Here is a 17,587-nt window from a genome sequence, read left to right as displayed (position 1 = left end):
TTTTTGCCGACTTGTTGAGTTTTTTTATACACGGGAGAAAGCATGAGATTAAACCTGGAAGCGCTGCTGATTTTGGACGCGCTGGACCGGCACGGATCTTTCGCCGCCGCGGCCGCCGCACTGTTTAAAACCCCTTCGGCACTTAGCTATATGGTGCAAAAGCTGGAGAACGATCTCGACATCACCCTGCTGGACCGCTCCGGCCATCGGGCGAAGTTCACCGATACCGGCAAGCTGATGCTGGAAAAAGGCCGGGTGTTGCTGCGGGCGGCGCAGGATCTGGAGCAGCAGGCGCGCTACGTGGAGAACGGCTGGGAAAGCGAGATCACGCTCGGGATCGACGCCTCATTCCCGTTCGCCCGCCTGTTGCCACTGATCGACGAGTTCTATCGGCAACATCATCATACCCGGCTACGTTTCAGCCACGAGGTGCTGGCCGGCTCCTGGGAATCGCTGGTTTATGGCTGCGCCGACATTATCATCGGCGCCATCTGCGAGCCGCCGTCGCGGGTGGGCTATGCGTTCAGCCGGCTGGGGCAGCTGGATTACGTGTTCGCCGTCGCGCCGCAGCATCCGCTGGCGACGCTGCCGGAACCGTTGCCGAAGGACGAAATCCGTCAGCACCGGGCGGTGGTGGTGCGCGATACCTCGCGGGTCAATGCGCCGCAGAGCCTGAACCTGCTCGAAGAGCAGGATACGCTGACGGTCTTCGGCTTCGACGCCAAGCTGCAGGCGCAGTTGGCCGGGTTGGGCTGCGGCTATCTGCCGCGTTCTCTGGCGGAACCTTACCTGAACAGCGGCGAACTGGTGGCGAAACGCGTGGAATCTGAGCGCTGCAGCGACGTTGCCTATTTCGGCTGGCGGGAAAGCGCCAGCGGTCTGGCGGCCAAGTGGTGGCGCGAACGGCTGCAGCGTTACGCGGATGACGGCGAGGCTTACCCGGCGGCGCAGTGAGGGCCACGCGATAAGGATAAATCCCCCCAATAAGGACATAGGGAATGAAAAAGACGCTAAGCCTGTTGGCGCTGTTGCTGCTGAGCGGCTGTGGTGCTCGATTTCGTTCCCTGAAGGGAGGTAACGGACGGGCCGCCTGCGCGGCTAATGCTTGTCAGTTAGCGTTTTTTTGAAGTACTCGTGACGTTTTCGGTCGATAAATGAGAGGTGCATCATGAGGCTCCTGCACCTCGACCGAGCCAGGGGCCGAAAGGCGCGGCCCCTGGCAACCCGCGCCTTTGCCCTATCAGACGGTTGGCTTTGCCAACTCCCCTCCCTCCGCCATACCGCATTGAGGCCGGTTACGACAGGCGTCCCTGCCTGTCTCACCTGAAACCGCCGTCCATGGCGGTTTCGCCTAATGCGCTATGCCTGCGTTCGGCGTCTTCAAGGGCGTCCAATACGGTGCTCATCTCCGATTCCTCTTCTCTGCCATAACCTCATAAAAGACGGGTTGCCTGGTAGCAGCTGCCAGCACGGGGGTTGACCTTTGGTGCGCATCACCGGCTGCCGAGCAAGACGGCGTTGTCAGGGGCAACCGGCCAGGGAAGGCCGGTTGAGGCGAGACTAACAGGGACGTTTGTCGCAGCCGACCCGCCCGACAATGCAGACGCGGCGAGGGTATCCGCACAGCGGACAGACGGTGTTAAGCGAAGGCGCGGGTGGAGGGGCCGCGCCTTCGGCCCCTCCAATTGCCGTTCATTGTAGTAACAGAGAAATGCGGAACATTTACGGCAATTCAGGCTACACAAAACATACAAAGATGGGATAAAAAATGCCAGTCAGGTTTAACTGACTGATATTATCGTCTGCGCGGCCCGTTTTTTCGCTTTTACGCGTACGCAACCCGCTGAATTTTCACTTAGCTTTGCCATTTTCGTTATTTTGAACGCCGCTACGGCTCGCGGATACTGGGAGAAAATCTCTCACCGCGAGCCGCAGCATGTCCCATGCCCACTATTTGCACCCCGAACAGCGCGAACGAATCAGGCAGCTTTATCGGCGCCGCTATTGGCGAATGGAATTGCCCACCTGGGGGATCATGGCGGCGGTGTACGGCGGCTGGTTCGGCGTGGTGCTGGGGTGGCAAACGCTGGGCCCGTGGCTTGGCGCGCCGCTGTTGATTCTCCTGACCACCTGGTACCTGTCGTTGCAACACGAACTGATCCACGGCCATCCGACGCGCTGGCCGCGCGTCAATCAGCTGTTCGGCCTGTTGCCGCTGGCGGTGTGGTATCCCTATGGGCTGTATCGCGATTCGCATCTGCGCCATCACCGTAACGATCACCTGACCGACCCGCACGAAGATCCCGAAAGCTATTACTTCAGCGCCGCGCAGTGGCGGCGCTATCCCCGCCTGTTGCCGCTGCTGGTCGCCGTACGCAATACGCTGATCGGCCGGGTGCTCCTCGGCCCGGCGTTGGATATCGCCGCGACCCTGGCCGGGGCGGTGAAAGCACTTGCCGCCGGGGAGTGGCGCGCCTGGGGCATGTGGGGAGTGCACCTGTCGCTGTTGGCGATGTTGCTGAACTGGCTGCAGGCGCAGGGTATCGGCACGGCGTTTTACCTGCTGGCCATCAGCTACCCGGCGCTGGCGCTGACCAAGGTAAGATCGTTTTTTGAGCATCGCGCCGTGGACGCACCGCAGGCACGTTCTATTATTAATGAGGCGGGCTGGCCGTGGCGGCTGCTGTTTCTCAATCTGAACTACCATTTAGTGCATCACGATTTGCCCGGCCTGCCCTGGTATGGTTTGCGCGAAGTCTATCTGGCGGAGCGCGAGGCGTATCAGCGGCGCAGCCAGGGATTTGTCGCGCAAGGCTATGGCGAGTGGCTGCGCGATTACGCCCTGACGCCGATCGACGTTGGCGTGCATCCATTGCGCGCCGATGAACCGCAGGGGGAAGGCGATGCCCTGCCGCCGGAAAAATTTATTGCGCGCTGGAAGCGCGTTTCTCAGGATTTTCCAACCTAACCGACCCATGAGCCGGAAAACATATAACCAGAGGAAAAAGTATGGCAATCACCTTATCACGCGGACGTTCCTTTGCCGTCGCGCTGGCCCTGCTGGCCACCGGCGGTCTGGCGCAAGCGGCCGACTCGGTGCGCGTTGGCTCCAAGATAGATACCGAAGGTTCGCTGCTCGGCAACCTCATCGTGCAGGTGCTGGAAGCCAACGGCATCAAGACCACCAACAAGCTGCAGCTCGGCACCACCAAGGTGCTGCGCGGCGCCATCACCTCCGGCGAGATCGACATCTACCCGGAATACACCGGCAACGGCGCGTTTTTCTTCTCCGATGAGAAAGATCCGGCGTGGAAGAACGCCCAGGCCGGTTACGAGAAGGTGAAACAGCTCGACTACGACAAAAACAAAATCGTCTGGCTGGATGCGGCGCCGGCCAACAACACCTGGACCATCGCCATTCGTCAGGACGTGGCGGAGGCCAACCATCTGAAGACGCTGTCGGATCTCGGCAAGTGGATCAACGGCGGCGGCAAGTTCAAGCTGGCGGCCTCGGCGGAATTTATCGAGCGGCCGGATGCGCTGCCGGCGTTCCAGAACGCCTACGGTTTCAAACTGAATCAGGACCAACTGCTGTCGTTGGCCGGTGGTGACACGGCGGTGACCATCAAGGCGGCGGCGGAGCAGACCTCCGGCGTCAACGCGGCGATGGCCTACGGCACCGATGGCCCGGTGGCGGCGCTGGGGCTGCAGACGCTGGCGGACCCGAAAGGCGTACAGCCGATCTACGCGCCGGCGCCGATCGTGCGCGAAGCGGCGCTGAAGGCGCACGCCAATCTGCCTGAGCTGCTCAAGCCGGTGTTCGCCTCGCTGGACGGGCCGACGCTGCAAAAACTCAACGCGCAGATCGCCGTGGAAGGCCAGGACGCCAAACAGGTGGCGGCCGCTTACCTGAAAGAGAAAGGGTTTGTTAAGGGATAATGCCGAGGTGCCCCCTCTGCCGTCGGGAGAGGGGGTAAACCGAGGAAGCCGGAGCGTTTCTTTGACTATCGTCGTAAAACATCGCGTCTTGTTGACGCTGTTCATGCTGTTGCTGCTGGCCGTTTTCGGCCTGCCGTTCCTCAGTTATGCCCCCAATCGCCTGTTGTCGGGCAAAAGTCTCTCCTTGTTCTCCCTGCTGCACGGCCCGGCGCTGTGGCTGCTGTTGCCGCTGGCGGCGTTGGCGATCCTTAGCCTGTTGCCGCCGACGCGGGGGCGGGCGCTGCTGGCGGCGCTGGCCGCCTGTGGGGTGCTGACGCTGGCTTTCTGGATCAGCGGGCAGGCCGCCGAACGCCTGGCGCAGGAGGGATCGCGCCTGGCGCGCACCTCCTGGGGCAGCGGGTGCTGGCTGACGATGGCGCTGAGCCTGCTGATCGCCGCCGACGCCCTGGCGCGCATCACCGCGTCGCACCTGTGGCGCATGCTGGGCAACGCGCTGGTGCTGGTGCCGCCGGCGCTGCTGCTGTTCGGGCATCAGCTCGATCAGCTGTCGCTGCTGAAGGAGTACCACAATCGCCAGGAGGTGTTTGACGCCGCGCTGCTGCAACACCTGACGATTCTGCTGGCGACGATGGCGCCGGCGCTGGCGATCGGCGTGCCGCTCGGGGTGCTGTGTTTTCGCTCTGAACGCTGGCAGCGGCCGATTTTCTCCGCGCTGAACATTATCCAGACCGTGCCGTCCATCGCGCTGTTCGGCCTGCTGATCGCGCCGCTGGCGGGGCTGGCGACGGCGGTGCCCTGGCTGGCGGATCACGGCGTCAGCGGCATCGGCATGGCGCCGGCGATCGTGGCGCTGGTGCTGTACGCGCTGTTGCCGCTGGTGCGCAGCGTGGTGGCGGGGCTGCAAAGCGTGCCGGCCGGGGTGATCGAATCTGCCACCGGCATGGGGCTGACGCGTGGGCAAATCTTCCTGCGCGTGCAGCTGCCGTTGGCGCTGCCGCTGTTCCTGACCGGTGTGCGCATCCTGGCGGTGCAAACCGTCGGCATGGCGGTGGTGGCGGCGCTGATCGGCGCCGGCGGCTTTGGCGCCATCGTGTTCCAGGGGCTGCTCAGCAGTGCGCTGGATCTGGTTTTGCTGGGGGTGATCCCGGTAGTCATGATGGCGGTCATCGTCGATTCGCTGTTTAAATTTTGGGTTTCAATCCTGGATGTATCGCGCCGATGATTCACTTTGAGCAAGTCAGTAAAATTTTTCAGGGCAAGCCGGCGGTTGACGATCTCACGCTGCACATCGCCGAGGGCGAATTCACCGTGTTGATCGGCACCTCGGGTTCCGGCAAGTCCACGACGTTAAAAATGATCAATCGCCTGATCGAACACGATCGGGGCAAGATTCTCTTTGCCGGCGAAGAGATCCAGTCGTTCAAACCGCAGGATCTGCGGCGGCGCATGGGCTATGCGATCCAGTCGATCGGCCTGTTCCCGCACTGGACGGTGGAGGAGAACATCGCCACCGTGCCGCAGCTGCTGAAATGGCCGCGCGCGCGCATTCGCGATCGGGTGACCGAACTGCTGGAGTTGTTGCATCTGGAGCCGGATCTGTTTCGTCGCCGCTACCCGCATCAGCTGTCCGGCGGGCAGCAGCAGCGGGTGGGGGTGGCGCGCGCGCTGGCCGCCGATCCCGAGGTGTTGCTGATGGACGAACCGTTCGGCGCGCTGGATCCGGTCACCCGTGCGGCGCTGCAGGCGGAGATCGCGCGCATCCATCAGCTCTCCGGCCGCACCATCGTGCTGGTGACGCACGATATCGATGAAGCGCTGGGCTTGGCGGATCGCCTGGTGCTGCTCGATCAGGGGCGGGTGGTGCAACAGGGCACGCCGCTGGCGCTGCTGACCGCGCCGGCCAACGACTTCGTGCGGGATTTCTTCGGGCGCAGCGATCGCGGCATCAAGCTGCTGTCGCTGGGAACGGTGGCGGAGCGAGTGCGGCCCGGCGCCGCCGAGGGCGAACCGATCGCCGCCGCCATGAGCCTGCGCGAGGCGCTGTCGGTGTTTGTGGCGCGCGGCAGCGACTGCCTGCCGGTGGTGGATGAACGGGGCGAAGCGTTGGGGGTGTTGCACTTCAACGATCTGATCGCCGGGCAGGCGCTGTCATGAGCGGGCGCGTCTGGCGCCTGCTGCGCGATCCGCTGCCCTGGACGCTGGCGCTGCTGTTGGCGCTGGTGTTCGGCATGGATCATCTGCGCGGCCTGTTCGCCGCCTGGTTCCCCGATCTGGAGCGGCCCATTTATCAGCAGGACAGCTTTATCGCGCTGGTGGGGGCGCACCTGTCGCTGGTGGCGATCTCCAGCCTGATCGCGGTGGCTCTCGGCGTGGCGGCCGGCGTGGCCGTGACCCGGCGCAGCGGTCGGGAGTTTCGTTCGCTGGTGGAAACGGTGGTGGCGGTGGGGCAGACCTTCCCGCCGGTGGCGGTGCTGGCGGTGGCGGTGCCGGTGATGGGCTTCAGCGAACAGCCGGCGATCATTGCGCTGGTGCTGTACGGCCTGCTGCCGATCCTGCAGGGCACGCTGGCGGGCATCGAATCGGTGCCGCCCGCCACGCGCGAGATTGCCCGCGGCGTGGGGATGAGCGCCTGGCAAATTCTGTGGCGGGTCGAATTGCCGCTGGCGGCGCCGGTGATCGTTGCCGGGATCCGCACGTCGGTGATCATTAACATCGGCACGGCGGCCATCGCTTCCACCGTCGGCACCAAAACCCTCGGCTCGCCGATCATCATCGGTCTGAGCGGGTTTAACACCGCCTATGTGATCCAGGGCGCGGCGGTGGTGGCGTTGTTGGCTATTATCACCGATATGCTGTTCGAACGTTGGGTGCGTTATCTCACCGCCTGGCGTCAGCAGACGCTGGCGACTACTCCGGCGGGGTAAGGGGGAAATGATGCAGGTGTCTCTACCGATGTACGGCGTTGGCCGGGAGCAGGCCGAATCCTTCTGGCAGGTATTGCGCGACAAGCTGCTGCGGCTGGGGCTGCCGGCGGCGCCGGAGCGGCTCAGCTGGCCGGACGATCTGGCGCAGCACTGGCGGCGCGACGATCTGCTGCTCAGCCAAACCTGCGGTTACCCGTTGGTCAGCACCCTGTCGCAGGTGCAGCTGATCGGCACCTACCATTACCGGGTTGAAGGGTGCGACGGGCCGAATTACCGCAGCTGGCTGGTGGTGCGCGCGGGCGACCCCGGCGAACGGCTGGCGGATTTTCGCGGTCGGACGGTGGCCTATAACAGCACCGATTCCCAGTCCGGCTACAACGGCCTGCGCGCGCTGATCGCGCCGCTGGCGCAGGACGGGAAATTCTTTGGTGCGGCTATCGCTTCCGGCGCGCATTATCAGTCGCTGAAGCTGATCCGCAGCGGGCAGGCGGATATCGCCGCCATCGATTCGATCAGCATGGAACTGCTGCGCCGTGCGCAGCCGCAGGCGCTGGAGGGGCTGAAAATCATCGGCCGCACGGCGGCGGTGCCCGGCCTGCCGCTGATCACCGCGGCGGGTACGCCGCCGGAACAGGTGGAAATCCTGCGCGCCGGCGCCCGGGCGATGCTGGATGAGGCGGTCAGCGACCGCCTGCTGATCGGCGATTTCAGCCTGGTGCCGCGTTCGGCCTACCAGATTATCACCGTGCTGGAACAACAGGCCGCCGCGCAGGGCGTGACGGCGCTCTAGCCGCCGTTACAACAGGCCGCCGCCGTCGATGTCGATCACGCTGCCGGTCACGAAGCCGTTCTCCATCGCCAGCAGGTAACCCGCCGCGACGTCGGCCGCCTGGCCGACCCTGCCGACCGGCAGGCTTACGCCAACCCGTTCGAACAGCGCCTGACGCTGCGCGGCGCTCATGCCATCGTAGGCTTCGGTGGCGGTGATGCCGGGGCTGACCACGTTCACCCGCCGCGGCGCCAGCTCCTTCGCCAGCTGCTTGCCGGCCGCTTCCAGCGCGGCGTTGATGGCGGTTTTGACCAGCTGACCGCCGAGGTATTTACGCGACAGCTGGCCGGAAGTCAGGGTGATGGAGCCCTGCGGCGCCAGCGTCGGCAGCGCCGCCTGCACCGCGCGCAAACTGCCCCAGAATTTGACGTTGAAGTCGGCCTGCGCCTGTTGGATGGCCGTTTCAGCCAGCGGCTTGGCCTCCACCAGCGGCCCGGCGGTGATCACCAAATGGTCGAAAGCGCCGACGGCGGCAAACAGCGCGTGCAGCGACGCTTCATCGGTCAGGTCGGCCTGCATCAGGCGCAGCGCGTCGTTCTTCTCCCTGGCGTGGGGCAGGCGGCGCGAAGCCAGCACCACTTCAGCGCCGCGCGCCGCCGCTGCGTAGGCCACCGCGGCGCCAATGCCGCTGGTACCGCCGAGGATCACCACTTTTTGTCGTTTCAGAGGGGAATCGGGAATCGTCATGTTAAGGCCTCTTTTAGGGTAAGTTTCAACGGGATCTATCTTTCCTGATTGAAAATGATGAAAAAACCCCGCCTAATAGCAAACACTTGTAAATTAATATTAATAATCGATTGCGCTAAAGAAGGGGAAGCTGATGACCTCATTTGTCGATCTCGAGGTGTTTGTCCGCACGGTGGACGGCGGCAGTTTTTCCGCCGCGGCGCGTGCGCTGGATATGACGCCGGCGGCGGCCAGCATCGCGGTGAAAAGGCTGGAGCAGCAGCTGGGCGCGCGGCTGTTGGTGCGTTCCACCCGCAGCCTGAGGTTAACGGAGGAGGGCGCCCGCTATCTCGACAGCGCCCGCCTGGCGCTGGGCGCGTTGGCCGAGGGAGAGCAGGCGATCCGCGAGAAGCATCAGGGGTTGTCCGGGGTGCTGCAGATTTCCGCGCCGTCGGATTTCGGCCGTAATCTGCTCTTGGGCTGGCTGGACGAGTTCCGGCAACAGCATCCGCATATTCAGCTGCAGCTCCTGATCAACGATCGGCAGGCCGATCTGTTCCGCGAACCGGTGGACGTGGCGTTGCGTTTCGGGCCGCTGGCCGACTCTTCGCTGGTGGCGCTGCCGATCTTGCCGCAGCACCGGCGGCTGATTTGCGCCAGCCCGGATTATCTGCGGCGGCATGGCGTGCCGCAAACGCCGGCCGATCTGGCCCGGCACAGCATTCTGGTGTATCAGCCCAGCGGCAAACGGCAGGTGGAATGGCGGCTATGGCGCGGTGAGGAGCTGGTCGAAGTGCCGCTGAACGGCAGCTATTTTACCGATGACGGCGAGATCGCGCGGCGCTGGGCGCTGGCCGGCCACGGGGTGGTGCGCAAGTCGGCGATCGACGTGGCGGCGGATATTCGCGCCGGACGGCTGGTGCAACTGCTGCCGGAATGGCGCAGCGACGCGGTGCCGATCAATCTGGTCTGCCCGCATCGCTCGCAGGTGTCGGAACGCGTCAGGCAACTGCAGCGCTTTTTACAGCAGCGCTGCCAGCGTTGGATGGACGATCACTTGGCCTGAAGGGTTTCGGTTTGCGCCGGCGTGGCGGCGGCATCCCCGGCAGGCGCGCTTTCTTCGTGCGGGGTAGTAGAACGGGTGTAGATGTTCAGCCCGGCGAGAAATACGCCGCCCAAAGAACCGAAGGCGCACAGGGCGATGACGATGACGAACGCTTTTTTCAGCATAGGAATAATTTCGCAGGTTGCTTGGAACAGCGGGAATTATAGCCCCTTCGCCGGGTGAAACAAGAATCGTTTTTAACGGCGGCCCGCAGACCGCCCTTTGCGATCGCTACCGTTCGCTGTCGATGGCCTGCACGCGGGCCGGGCGGGCGAAAAGGTATTTCCCCAGCGTCACCAGCACCACTGCCGCCACGATGATCGCCAGCGCCAGCCACTCGCGCGGCGCCAGCGATTCGCCGGCAAAGCCGATGCCGAGCAGCACCGCCACCACCGGGTTGACGTAGGCGTAGCTGGTGGCGACCGCCGGGCGCACGTTCTTCAACAAAAACATATAGGCGCTGATCGCCAGCATCGAGCCGAAGACGATCAGGTACCCCAGCTCCAGAAAGCCGCTGGTGCTCGGCATCTGAGTCAGGTGTTCGCCGCTCAGCTGGCTGGCGACCAATAACACCACGCCGGCGACCAGCATCTCCGCCGCGCCGGCCATCGGCCCGGCCGGCAGCGAGATGCGCGATCCCAATACCGACCCGAAGGCCCAGCTGGCCGACGCCAGCAAAATGAGCAGCGCGCCGGTCGGGTTGCCCACCAGGTTGTTGCCGGTGTTGAGCAGCACGATGCCCACCAGCCCGAGCGCGATGCCGGCCCATTCCAGTTTGGTGTTGCGCATGCCCCACAGCAGGCTGAAGCAGAGGGTGAACAGCGGCACCGTCGCCACCATCACCGCAGCGATGCCGGACGGCACGTGTTGGTGCTCCGCCACCGTCACCAGGCCGTTGCCCACCGCCAGCAGAAGAATGCCGATGACGCCGGCGGCCAGCCACTGCTTCGGCGTCGGCAGCGCGTGGCCGCGCCAGGCCAGGAAGCTGAACAGCACGATGCCGGCGGTCAGAAAGCGAATGCCGGCCATCATCAGCGGCGGCCACTGCGCGACGCCGAGGCGAATGACGAAATAGGTTGAACCCCAAACGATATATAACGTGAACAACGCCCCGATCAACGGCAGGACGCTACGGCTTGGTTGGCTAAGCATAGGGATTGTATTTTTGCAGGGATGATTATTATTAGAATGCTCAGTAAACCCGATCGGGTAGCGGATAAGCAATGGCTTTCGGCATTATTTTACCCGGCCGCCGCCCGCCGTTCAGCTGTCCCGTCGTTTCCACTGCAGCCAACTGACGGCCGGCAGGTAAATCGACCAGCCGATGGCCAGCAGCAGCAGCATGAACTCCGGTGGCACGCCGGGCAGCAACGCGTCCAGCTTCCAGGACACGGCGTAGGCGAAGGGGCCGACGGCGGCGCCCAGCACCGCCAGCGGCCAGGGGGCCGCTCTGACCACGTCCAGCAGCCAATACCACCAGCAGCCGAAGCCAATCCACAGTGCGAGGGCCCAGAGTGGCAGGCCGTGTTCCCCGCTGTAGTGCAGCACGCCGCTGTAGCTCCACAGCCCATCCATGCCGATGCCGCCCAGGGCAGCCAGGGCCGCGCCTTTGCGGCGGGCGGCGGGGGTAAAGATCAGCGCCAGCGCCGCGCCGGCCAGCAGTATGCCGTTGAGCCGATCGCGAGTCAGCAGCGCCAGCAGCCAGCAAACGCCCAGTCCCAGCGTCGCCAGCCAGAATCCGGCATGCGGCTTCTTCATCGTTCAACTCCCGTGGGGTTACTCTGCCGCTGCGCGCCAAGCGCCGACGGATTTGCCAGAGCGGGCGTGAGGCCCGCCGTTTGCCTGAATGTTCGTTAATTCAACCTTAGAAGGGAAGGTGCGGGGTGCACAAGCAGAATAATCTGTACCGGTTGAAAACGTGGGCAAAAACCGGTGTTACAGGAGCGAAATGCGGTAGGCGCAGCGGCGCGAGCCGGCCAGAATGTGTTCGGCGCGCTCCACCTGTGCCTGCAGTACTTCGGTAAAGATGCTCAGCTCCGCCCGGCAGAAGCCCTGGCAGACGGTGGCGGCGGCGCAAATCGGGCAGTGATTTTCCACCAGCAGATAGGTGCCGTCCTCCTCCTGGCGCCATTCGGCCATATAGCCTTCGCGGCAGCGGATCTCGGTAAGCCGCGCCACGCGTTCGCGCAGATCGGTGGCGCCGATCATCGCCTGCTTGTAGTTGATGCGGTTTTCCTGCTCGCGGGTCTCGATCAGCACGTCGAGCGCCTGTTCGCCCAATTTATCGCGCACGGTGCGCAGCAGCTGCACCGTCAGATCCGCATGGGTGTCGGGAAAGCGTGCGTTGCCAGCCGAGGTCAAATGCCACAGCTGCACCGGGCGGCCTACGCCGCGCGTTTCCGCCACCGCTTCGACCAGCCCCTCTTTCGCCAGCTTGACGAACTGCTGGCGGGCCGCCTCACCGGTGGTGCCGAGCACCTTTCCTGCGTCAGAAGCTTGCTGCGGGCCGCGGGTTTTCAATAGCGTCAGCAAGCGGTCACTGACCGATTGTGCGGTGCTGCCGCTATTTTCCAAGTTTATTCTTGACATATTTCTCCGCCTCGCCCTAACTTATTCCAAGATAACTCTTGTTAAATTTAACGCAATCTTATGATCAACTCAATGCCATTCCTCTGAAAACAGGACGACAACCGTGATAACCCATGACGATAGCCGCTGGAGCGACCTTTTCTCCGGCAAAAATGCGGCCAGTGCGATCGCGCTTTCGCTCGGCGTAGCGCTGCATGCCATCAATATTCTGGTCGCCACCACCATTCTGCCCTCGGTGGTGCAGGATATCGGCGGGCTGGATCTCTACGCCTGGAACACCACGCTGTTCGTGGTGGCGTCGATCCTCGGCTCCGCGCTGTCTGCTCGCTTGCTCAGCGGCTACGGCGCGCGCAGCGCCTATCTGGTGGCTTCGCTGTTCTTCATCGCCGGGGCGGCGCTGTGTGCGCTGGCGCCGAGCATGCCGGTGATGCTGGTTGGCCGCACGGTGCAGGGCTTCGGCGGCGGTCTGATCTTTGCGCTCTCCTACGCGATGATCAACCTGGTATTCGAGCAGCGATTGTGGCCGCGCGCCATGGCGCTCATCTCGGCGATGTGGGGCATCGCCACCCTGGTGGGGCCGGCGGTAGGCGGTATTTTCGCCGAGCTGAACGCCTGGCGTTGGGCCTTCGGCATTCTGCTGCCGATCATGGCGCTGTACGCCGCGTTTACCTTCCTGATCCTGCCCAAGGGCAAAGCGCAGCAGGCGGCCGCGCCGTTGCCGGCCGCGCAGCTGCTGCTGTTGACCGTGGCGGTGCTGGTGGTGTCCGCCGGCAGCCTGGCGCACAGCGCCTGGATTAACCTGGCGGGCATCGCACTCTCGCTGCTGCTGATGGCCTGGCTGCTGAAGCGTGAAGCGCACTCGAGGGCCCGTCTGTTACCGCACGGCGCACTGCGGCGCGGATCATCGTTGGCGGCGCTCTACATCACGACCGCGCTGCTGGTGATCGGCATGACCAGCGAGATCTTCGTGCCTTATTTCCTGCAGCTGCTGCACGGCCAGTCGCCGCTGATCTCCGGTTATATCGCCGCCGCCATGGCCGCCGGCTGGACGCTGTCCGAGATCCTCAGCTCCGGCTGGCGCGGGGCGGGTATTCGCCGGGCGATCGTCAGCGGGCCGCTGTTTGTGCTGGTGGGGCTGCTGGCGCTGGCGATCCTGATGCCGGTGCCGTCCGGTGGCCACTGGCAGGCGCTGGCGCCGATCGTCATTGCGCTGTTGCTGGTGGGGTTCGGCATCGGCTTCGGCTGGCCGCACCTGCTGACGCGCATTTTGCAGGTGGCGCCTGAGGCGGACAAAGACATCGCCGGCGCTTCCATTACCACGGTGCAGCTGTTCGCCACCGCGTTCGGGGCGGCGCTGGCCGGGATGACGGCCAATCTGGCGGGGCTGAACGATCCGGGCGGGGCGGTGGGCGCGGCGTCGGCGGCGCGTTGGCTGTTCCTGGCGTTCGCGCTGGCGCCGCTGCTGGCGGTATTCAGCGCCTGGCGCTGCGCGGCGATCGCGCCGCCGGGCGCCGAGACGGGCAATTTTGTACAAACCCCGCCCTCGCGCGAGTGCTAGAATGGCGCTCATTCAGCGGAGGTAGGCAAGATGAAGGTGGAAGGCGCAGCGCGCAAAGCATCCCGGGAACAGGCCCATTTCATGCACGTCGACGATCTCGGCGGGCTGGAAGTGCTGCAGGCCACCTACCGCCGCCAAACCTTCTCGCGCCACAGCCATGAAGGCTTCTGCGTGGGCGTCATCGACGACGGCGCCCAGCGCTTCTACCGCACCGGCGGCGAACACGTTGCGCCGCTGGGCAGCATCATTCTGGTCAACGCCGACGACATCCACACCGGCAGCTCCGCCACCGAAGAGGGGTGGTCGTATCAGGCGATGTACCCGACGCCGGAGCTGCTGGCGTTTTTGTCGCGCGATCTGAAAACCGGCGCCGGCGCGACGCCTTATTTCCCCAACCCGGTGGTGCACGACGTCGGCCTGGCCGGCCAGCTGCGGATGGCGTTCAGCCTGCTGCGCAGCGATGAGAACCGGCTGATGAAAGAGACCATGGTGTTCTCGGCGCTGACCTGGCTGATGCTGCGGCACGGTAAAAGCCGCATCGATCCCACGCCGCAGAGCCGAGCGCAAAGTCAGGTGGCGCGGGTTAAAGCCTTTCTCGACGATTTCCCCGAGGCGGACATTTCGCTGCTGGAGCTGGCGGAGCGAGTGGCGCTCAGCCCTTATTACCTGCTGCGGCAGTTTCAGCAGGCCACCGGTCTGCCGCCGCACGCCTATCAAATTCAGGCCCGGCTGCGTAAAGCGCGCGGCATGCTGAAGGCCGGCAGCAGCGTGCTGGACAGCGCGCTGAGCTGCGGTTTTCACGATCAAAGCCATTTCCATCGCCATTTTCGCAAGTCGATGGGCATCACGCCGGGCGACTACGTCAAATCGCTGAAATAGTCGGGCAATCGGGTGCAATACCCTTGTGCGCGTGCGCCGTAAGCTGGCTTCTTCAACCGAAGGAGAAGCCCATGACTGATTCAATCCCTCTCATCACGCCGCCGTCTGCCCGCCTGCGCCCCGCGCTGCAGGGGGGAGTGGCGATCTTGCCGCTGTGCCTGGCGGTGGTGCCGTGGGGCATACTGGCGGGCTCGATGGCCCTGCAAAACGGCCTGACGCCGGCGCAGGGGCTGGGCATGTCGGCCATCGTGTTCGCCGGGGCGGCACAGCTGGTGGCGATGGGCATGATCAAGGGCGGCGCCGGGCTGCTGGCGATCCTGTTGTCGACCTTTTTCGTTACCGCCCAGCATTTTCTCTATGCGCTGCGGCTGCGGGAGCGCATTGCGCCGCTGCCGTTACGCTGGCGGCTGGCGCTGGGATTCTTGCTCACCGATGAACTGTTCGCGCTGACCGGCGAACAGACGCCGGCGCGTTTCAACCGCTGGTATGCGCTGGGCGCCGGGCTGACCTTTTACCTGTGCTGGTTTCTCTCCACGCTGCTCGGCATCGTAGCCGCCGGCAGCGCCGGGGATCTGGACGGTTATGGGCTGGATTTTTCCATCGCCGCCACCTTTATCGCCATCGTGGTGCCGCTGGTGCGCAGCCTGCCGGTGTTGGCCTGCGTGCTGACCGCGCTGCTGCTTTCCATCGTGTTGCACCATTTCCAGACGCCGGGCGCATTGGTGATCGCCACCGTGGCGGCGATGCTGGTCGGGCTGCTGTGCAGCGGGGGGCGCCGATGATCTGGCTGACGATCGTTTTGATGGGGCTGGTGGTGTTCTTCAACCGCTACTGCTTTTTGGCGCCGGGATTGCCGCTGCGGTTATCGCCGCGCGTCAAAACCCTGCTGAGCTTTTCCGTGCCGGCGGTGCTGACGGCAATTTGCGGACCGATTATCGCCTTCAGCGGCGACCAGCTGCGCGCCGCGCCGGATAACCCTTACCTGTGGGGGGCGGTGTTTGCGGTGATATTGGCGTTCTTTCTGCGCAACATGCTGGCGGTGGTGTTGCTGAGCCTGCTGATTTTCATCGCGCTGCGCGGCATTTTTTAAAATTCGCTTGCCATATCTCTAATTTGAGATTATTTCTCTTATGTGGGATTTTTCGGCGGAGTGTGAGCGATGGATAACGGTTTGGAGACGGCTGACCTGAGGTTGGCGCAGCGGTTGGCGGATTTGCGCCAGCAGCAGGGGTGGTCGCTGGAGGCGCTGGCGCAACGCACCGGCCTTAGCCGGGCGACGCTCTCGCGGGTGGAGCGCGCCGAAACCAGCCCGACGGCGTCGCTGCTGAACCGGCTGTGCGCCGCCTACGGGTTGACCATGTCGCGCCTGCTGAGCGAAATCGAAGACGAACCGCCGGAGCTGCTGCGGCCGCCGCAACAGCCGGTATGGATCGATCGCGCCAGCGGTTTTCACCGTCGCTCCGTTTCCCCGCCTGCCGCGCTGTATAAGGCCGAATTTATCGAAGCCCGGCTCGATGCCGGCGCGCAGATCGATTACGACCTGCCGTCGATTCCGGCGCTGGAGCATCACCTCTGGCTGCTGTCCGGGCAGCTGGAGCTGACGCTGGAAGAGCGTGTTTTCCAGCTGTCGCCCGGCGATTGTCTGCGCTACCGCCTGTTCGGCGCTTCCCGTTTCCATGTCCCCGGCGATGAGCCGGCCCATTACACGCTCGTTATCTGCAGGCCATAGCCATGATTGAATTACAACAGTGGGACGCCGACGCGGCGCACAACGCCCTGGCCGACCTGGCCGAAATGCTGCACGCCAGCGTGGCGCACGGCGCCAGCATCGGTTTTGTCATGCCTTTTACGCTGGAACAGGCGCGGGCGTTTTGGCAGGGGCTGCTGCCGGCCCTGGCGCGGGGCGAGCGCGCGATGCTGGTGGCGCTCGCGAACGGGCGGCCGGTCGGCACCGTGCAGCTGCTGTTGGCGATGCCGGACAATGGCCGCCACCGGGCGGAAGTGGTCAAGCTGATGGTGCACCCGCAGGCGCGGCGGCAGGGCGTCGCGCGGCTGTTGATGCAGGAAGTGCAGGCGCTGGCGGCGCGTCATCGCCGCAGCCTGTTGGTGCTGGATACCCTGAGCGGCAGCGCGGCGCAGGGGTTGTACTGCCAATTGGGGTTCGAAGCGGCAGGTGACATCCCACAATACGCCCGCGCCAGCGACGGCGGGGTGTTGGAGGCCACCTGCTATATGTACAAACTGCTGTGAGGCTTAGCGCCCGCGCCAGGCTTTGATCGCCTGTTGGCGCACCTGCAGCTTCTGCTGCGGCGTCAACTTGTTGTAATCGCGGGCCAGGCCGCTTTCCCAATCGCCGTACAGCGGGTTGGGCAGCACGATGAATTCGGTGCCGAACTTGCCCTGGTTCTCGCTGACGAATGCCCGGCGCTGCGCATTGTCCTGGTGGTAAGTCGCGGCGCCGAAGTCGTTCAGGTTGTCGCCCGCGTACACCACGATGTCATAGCCGGCTTGTTTGATGGCGTCGAAGCGCGCCTGCTTATTGGAGGTGCCGGTGCTGAGCAGCACGGTCTTTTCCGACATGCCGGTGAAACCGAGCTTCTGCATGTTGGCCACCGTGGCGGCGTATTCGCTCTGCTTGCGGTTCGATACGTAGAACATCGTCCCCTGATGGGCGTTAACGTAACGGGCAAACGACACTGCGCCCGGCACCGCGCCGGCCTGTTCGGCCTGCGTCCATTGGGTCCAGGTGGCGCCGTCGTACGGCTGGCCCTGCTGCGCCTGCCAGCCGGAGTAGGCGCTGTTGTCCAGCATGGTTTCATCCAGATCGACCACCACCGCCTTTTTACGGCCCGGTGCGGCCTTGGCCTGATCGAAGGCGCGCTGCGCGCTGTTGAACGCCTGATGCGCCAACGCCTGGTATTCGCCGGACTGTTGGAACCAGTTCACTGCCAGCACTGACTGATCCGCCAGCCGCTGCTGGGCCTGAGCGTCGGTGTGCGGCGGCTGCGCGCAACCGGCCAACGTCAGCAGCGCGACGCCAACCGCCGCGCCTAGGGTGAGTTTCCTTGCCTGTTTTCCTGCCATCGTTATCTCTCTTG

20 protein-coding genes are annotated in these 17,587 nt (G+C 64.3%); 14 read left to right on the top strand and 6 right to left on the bottom strand.

The window, feature by feature from the left end; genetic code table 11:
• The first annotated feature begins 42 nt into the window (after positions 1-42).
• The 7 genes from ACUTSC_RS08190 (at position 43) to ACUTSC_RS08160 (ending at position 7,653) form a co-directional block, all read left to right on the top strand.
• Positions 43-954, top strand: coding sequence for a LysR substrate-binding domain-containing protein (locus ACUTSC_RS08190; protein ID WP_049200980.1), 912 nt, complete (start codon positions 43-45; stop codon positions 952-954).
• Between the two features lie 982 nt (positions 955-1,936).
• The gene (locus ACUTSC_RS08185; protein ID WP_197766628.1) at positions 1,937-2,968 is read left to right on the top strand and encodes a fatty acid desaturase; all 1,032 of its coding nucleotides are present in this window, start codon (positions 1,937-1,939) and stop codon (positions 2,966-2,968) included.
• A gap of 41 nt (positions 2,969-3,009) precedes the next feature.
• Complete coding sequence (gene osmF, locus ACUTSC_RS08180) at positions 3,010-3,939, top strand: glycine betaine ABC transporter substrate-binding protein OsmF (RefSeq protein ID WP_445653261.1); 930 nt, start codon at positions 3,010-3,012, stop codon at positions 3,937-3,939.
• 67 nt (positions 3,940-4,006) lie between these two features.
• Positions 4,007-5,161 (top strand): ABC transporter permease subunit, encoded by a 1,155-nt coding sequence (locus tag ACUTSC_RS08175; RefSeq protein ID WP_197773175.1) that lies wholly within the window; start codon positions 4,007-4,009, stop codon positions 5,159-5,161.
• Entirely contained in the window at positions 5,158-6,093 is a 936-nt protein-coding gene (locus ACUTSC_RS08170; RefSeq protein WP_033637623.1) for an ABC transporter ATP-binding protein, read from the top strand. The genes ACUTSC_RS08175 and ACUTSC_RS08170 overlap by 4 nt, the downstream gene beginning before the upstream one ends.
• Positions 6,090-6,863: an ABC transporter permease gene (locus ACUTSC_RS08165; protein ID WP_048233049.1), complete on the top strand. Its 774-nt coding sequence runs from the start codon at positions 6,090-6,092 to the stop codon at positions 6,861-6,863. The genes ACUTSC_RS08170 and ACUTSC_RS08165 overlap by 4 nt, the downstream gene beginning before the upstream one ends.
• Before the next feature lie 28 nt (positions 6,864-6,891).
• Positions 6,892-7,653 carry a phosphate/phosphite/phosphonate ABC transporter substrate-binding protein gene (locus tag ACUTSC_RS08160; protein ID WP_077791553.1) on the top strand — a complete coding sequence of 254 codons (762 nt, stop codon included), beginning with the start codon at positions 6,892-6,894 and terminating at the stop codon, positions 7,651-7,653.
• 6 nt (positions 7,654-7,659) lie between these two features.
• Here the strand turns inward: ACUTSC_RS08160 and ACUTSC_RS08155 are convergent, their stop codons facing one another.
• Positions 7,660-8,379: an SDR family oxidoreductase gene (locus ACUTSC_RS08155; protein WP_445653260.1), complete on the bottom strand. Its 720-nt coding sequence runs from the start codon at positions 8,377-8,379 to the stop codon at positions 7,660-7,662.
• Between the two features lie 133 nt (positions 8,380-8,512).
• Between ACUTSC_RS08155 and ACUTSC_RS08150 the strand changes: the two genes are divergently transcribed.
• A complete protein-coding gene (locus tag ACUTSC_RS08150) occupies positions 8,513-9,424 on the top strand; it encodes a LysR substrate-binding domain-containing protein (protein ID WP_197766625.1) in 912 nt (303 codons plus the stop codon).
• On the opposite strand, the gene ACUTSC_RS08145 is transcribed toward ACUTSC_RS08150, so the two are convergent.
• From ACUTSC_RS08145 to ACUTSC_RS08130, 4 genes are all read right to left on the bottom strand, one after another.
• Positions 9,412-9,588: a hypothetical protein gene (locus tag ACUTSC_RS08145; protein WP_016928550.1), complete on the bottom strand. Its 177-nt coding sequence runs from the start codon at positions 9,586-9,588 to the stop codon at positions 9,412-9,414. The two genes, ACUTSC_RS08150 and ACUTSC_RS08145, sit on opposite strands and share 13 nt — an antisense overlap.
• 106 nt (positions 9,589-9,694) lie before the next feature.
• Positions 9,695-10,615, bottom strand: coding sequence for a drug/metabolite exporter YedA (gene yedA, locus ACUTSC_RS08140; protein WP_197766624.1), 921 nt, complete (start codon positions 10,613-10,615; stop codon positions 9,695-9,697).
• 111 nt (positions 10,616-10,726) lie between these two features.
• Positions 10,727-11,221: a DUF2878 family protein gene (locus ACUTSC_RS08135; protein WP_197773108.1), complete on the bottom strand. Its 495-nt coding sequence runs from the start codon at positions 11,219-11,221 to the stop codon at positions 10,727-10,729.
• Between the two features lie 177 nt (positions 11,222-11,398).
• Positions 11,399-12,052, bottom strand: coding sequence for a helix-turn-helix transcriptional regulator (locus ACUTSC_RS08130; RefSeq protein WP_060425543.1), 654 nt, complete (start codon positions 12,050-12,052; stop codon positions 11,399-11,401).
• 103 nt (positions 12,053-12,155) lie between these two features.
• Between ACUTSC_RS08130 and ACUTSC_RS08125 the strand changes: the two genes are divergently transcribed.
• The 6 genes from ACUTSC_RS08125 to ACUTSC_RS08100 all read left to right on the top strand — a co-directional run bounded on the left by ACUTSC_RS08125 (position 12,156) and on the right by ACUTSC_RS08100 (position 16,739).
• Positions 12,156-13,610, top strand: a complete 1,455-nt coding sequence (locus tag ACUTSC_RS08125; RefSeq protein WP_197766622.1) for an MFS transporter — start codon at positions 12,156-12,158, stop codon at positions 13,608-13,610.
• A gap of 30 nt (positions 13,611-13,640) precedes the next feature.
• On the top strand, positions 13,641-14,489 hold the full coding sequence (locus ACUTSC_RS08120) for an AraC family transcriptional regulator (RefSeq protein WP_049200955.1): 849 nt from the start codon (positions 13,641-13,643) through the stop codon (positions 14,487-14,489).
• 71 nt (positions 14,490-14,560) lie between these two features.
• The gene (locus ACUTSC_RS08115) at positions 14,561-15,271 is read left to right on the top strand and encodes an AzlC family ABC transporter permease (protein WP_197766621.1); all 711 of its coding nucleotides are present in this window, start codon (positions 14,561-14,563) and stop codon (positions 15,269-15,271) included.
• Positions 15,268-15,579 (top strand): AzlD domain-containing protein, encoded by a 312-nt coding sequence (locus ACUTSC_RS08110; RefSeq protein ID WP_049200952.1) that lies wholly within the window; start codon positions 15,268-15,270, stop codon positions 15,577-15,579. The genes ACUTSC_RS08115 and ACUTSC_RS08110 overlap by 4 nt, the downstream gene beginning before the upstream one ends.
• Positions 15,580-15,648: 69 nt before the next feature.
• Positions 15,649-16,218 (top strand): helix-turn-helix domain-containing protein, encoded by a 570-nt coding sequence (locus ACUTSC_RS08105; RefSeq protein ID WP_197766620.1) that lies wholly within the window; start codon positions 15,649-15,651, stop codon positions 16,216-16,218.
• 2 nt (positions 16,219-16,220) lie between these two features.
• Complete coding sequence (locus ACUTSC_RS08100; RefSeq protein WP_197766619.1) at positions 16,221-16,739, top strand: GNAT family N-acetyltransferase; 519 nt, start codon at positions 16,221-16,223, stop codon at positions 16,737-16,739.
• A gap of 3 nt (positions 16,740-16,742) precedes the next feature.
• Here ACUTSC_RS08100 and ACUTSC_RS08095 read toward each other — a convergent pair whose 3' ends face one another.
• A complete protein-coding gene (locus ACUTSC_RS08095; protein WP_197766618.1) occupies positions 16,743-17,573 on the bottom strand; it encodes a 5'-nucleotidase, lipoprotein e(P4) family in 831 nt (276 codons plus the stop codon).
• Positions 17,574-17,587 lie beyond the last annotated feature (14 nt).

It is taken from the genome of Serratia sp. TSA_105.2, assembly GCF_052692115.1.
Note: the sequence above shows the minus strand (reverse complement) of the source record. Positions and strands in the feature narration are given on the sequence as shown.

Bases quoted from the DNA above. Each gene is read 5' to 3' on its own strand.
- ACUTSC_RS08190 (WP_049200980.1), top strand. From the start codon at position 43: ATGAGATTAAACCTGGAAGCGCTGCTGATTTTGGACGCGCTGGACCGG.
- ACUTSC_RS08185 (WP_197766628.1), top strand. From the start codon at position 1,937: ATGTCCCATGCCCACTATTTGCACCCCGAACAGCGCGAACGAATCAGG.
- osmF (WP_445653261.1), top strand. From the start codon at position 3,010: ATGGCAATCACCTTATCACGCGGACGTTCCTTTGCCGTCGCGCTGGCC.
- ACUTSC_RS08170 (WP_033637623.1), top strand. From the start codon at position 5,158: ATGATTCACTTTGAGCAAGTCAGTAAAATTTTTCAGGGCAAGCCGGCG.
- ACUTSC_RS08165 (WP_048233049.1), top strand. From the start codon at position 6,090: ATGAGCGGGCGCGTCTGGCGCCTGCTGCGCGATCCGCTGCCCTGGACG.
- ACUTSC_RS08160 (WP_077791553.1), top strand. From the start codon at position 6,892: ATGTACGGCGTTGGCCGGGAGCAGGCCGAATCCTTCTGGCAGGTATTG.
- ACUTSC_RS08155 (WP_445653260.1), bottom strand. From the start codon at position 8,379: ATGACGATTCCCGATTCCCCTCTGAAACGACAAAAAGTGGTGATCCTC.
- ACUTSC_RS08150 (WP_197766625.1), top strand. From the start codon at position 8,513: ATGACCTCATTTGTCGATCTCGAGGTGTTTGTCCGCACGGTGGACGGC.
- ACUTSC_RS08145 (WP_016928550.1), bottom strand. From the start codon at position 9,588: ATGCTGAAAAAAGCGTTCGTCATCGTCATCGCCCTGTGCGCCTTCGGT.
- yedA (WP_197766624.1), bottom strand. From the start codon at position 10,615: ATGCTTAGCCAACCAAGCCGTAGCGTCCTGCCGTTGATCGGGGCGTTG.
- ACUTSC_RS08135 (WP_197773108.1), bottom strand. From the start codon at position 11,221: ATGAAGAAGCCGCATGCCGGATTCTGGCTGGCGACGCTGGGACTGGGC.
- ACUTSC_RS08130 (WP_060425543.1), bottom strand. From the start codon at position 12,052: ATGTCAAGAATAAACTTGGAAAATAGCGGCAGCACCGCACAATCGGTC.
- ACUTSC_RS08120 (WP_049200955.1), top strand. From the start codon at position 13,641: ATGAAGGTGGAAGGCGCAGCGCGCAAAGCATCCCGGGAACAGGCCCAT.
- ACUTSC_RS08115 (WP_197766621.1), top strand. From the start codon at position 14,561: ATGACTGATTCAATCCCTCTCATCACGCCGCCGTCTGCCCGCCTGCGC.
- ACUTSC_RS08110 (WP_049200952.1), top strand. From the start codon at position 15,268: ATGATCTGGCTGACGATCGTTTTGATGGGGCTGGTGGTGTTCTTCAAC.
- ACUTSC_RS08105 (WP_197766620.1), top strand. From the start codon at position 15,649: ATGGATAACGGTTTGGAGACGGCTGACCTGAGGTTGGCGCAGCGGTTG.
- ACUTSC_RS08100 (WP_197766619.1), top strand. From the start codon at position 16,221: ATGATTGAATTACAACAGTGGGACGCCGACGCGGCGCACAACGCCCTG.
- ACUTSC_RS08095 (WP_197766618.1), bottom strand. From the start codon at position 17,573: ATGGCAGGAAAACAGGCAAGGAAACTCACCCTAGGCGCGGCGGTTGGC.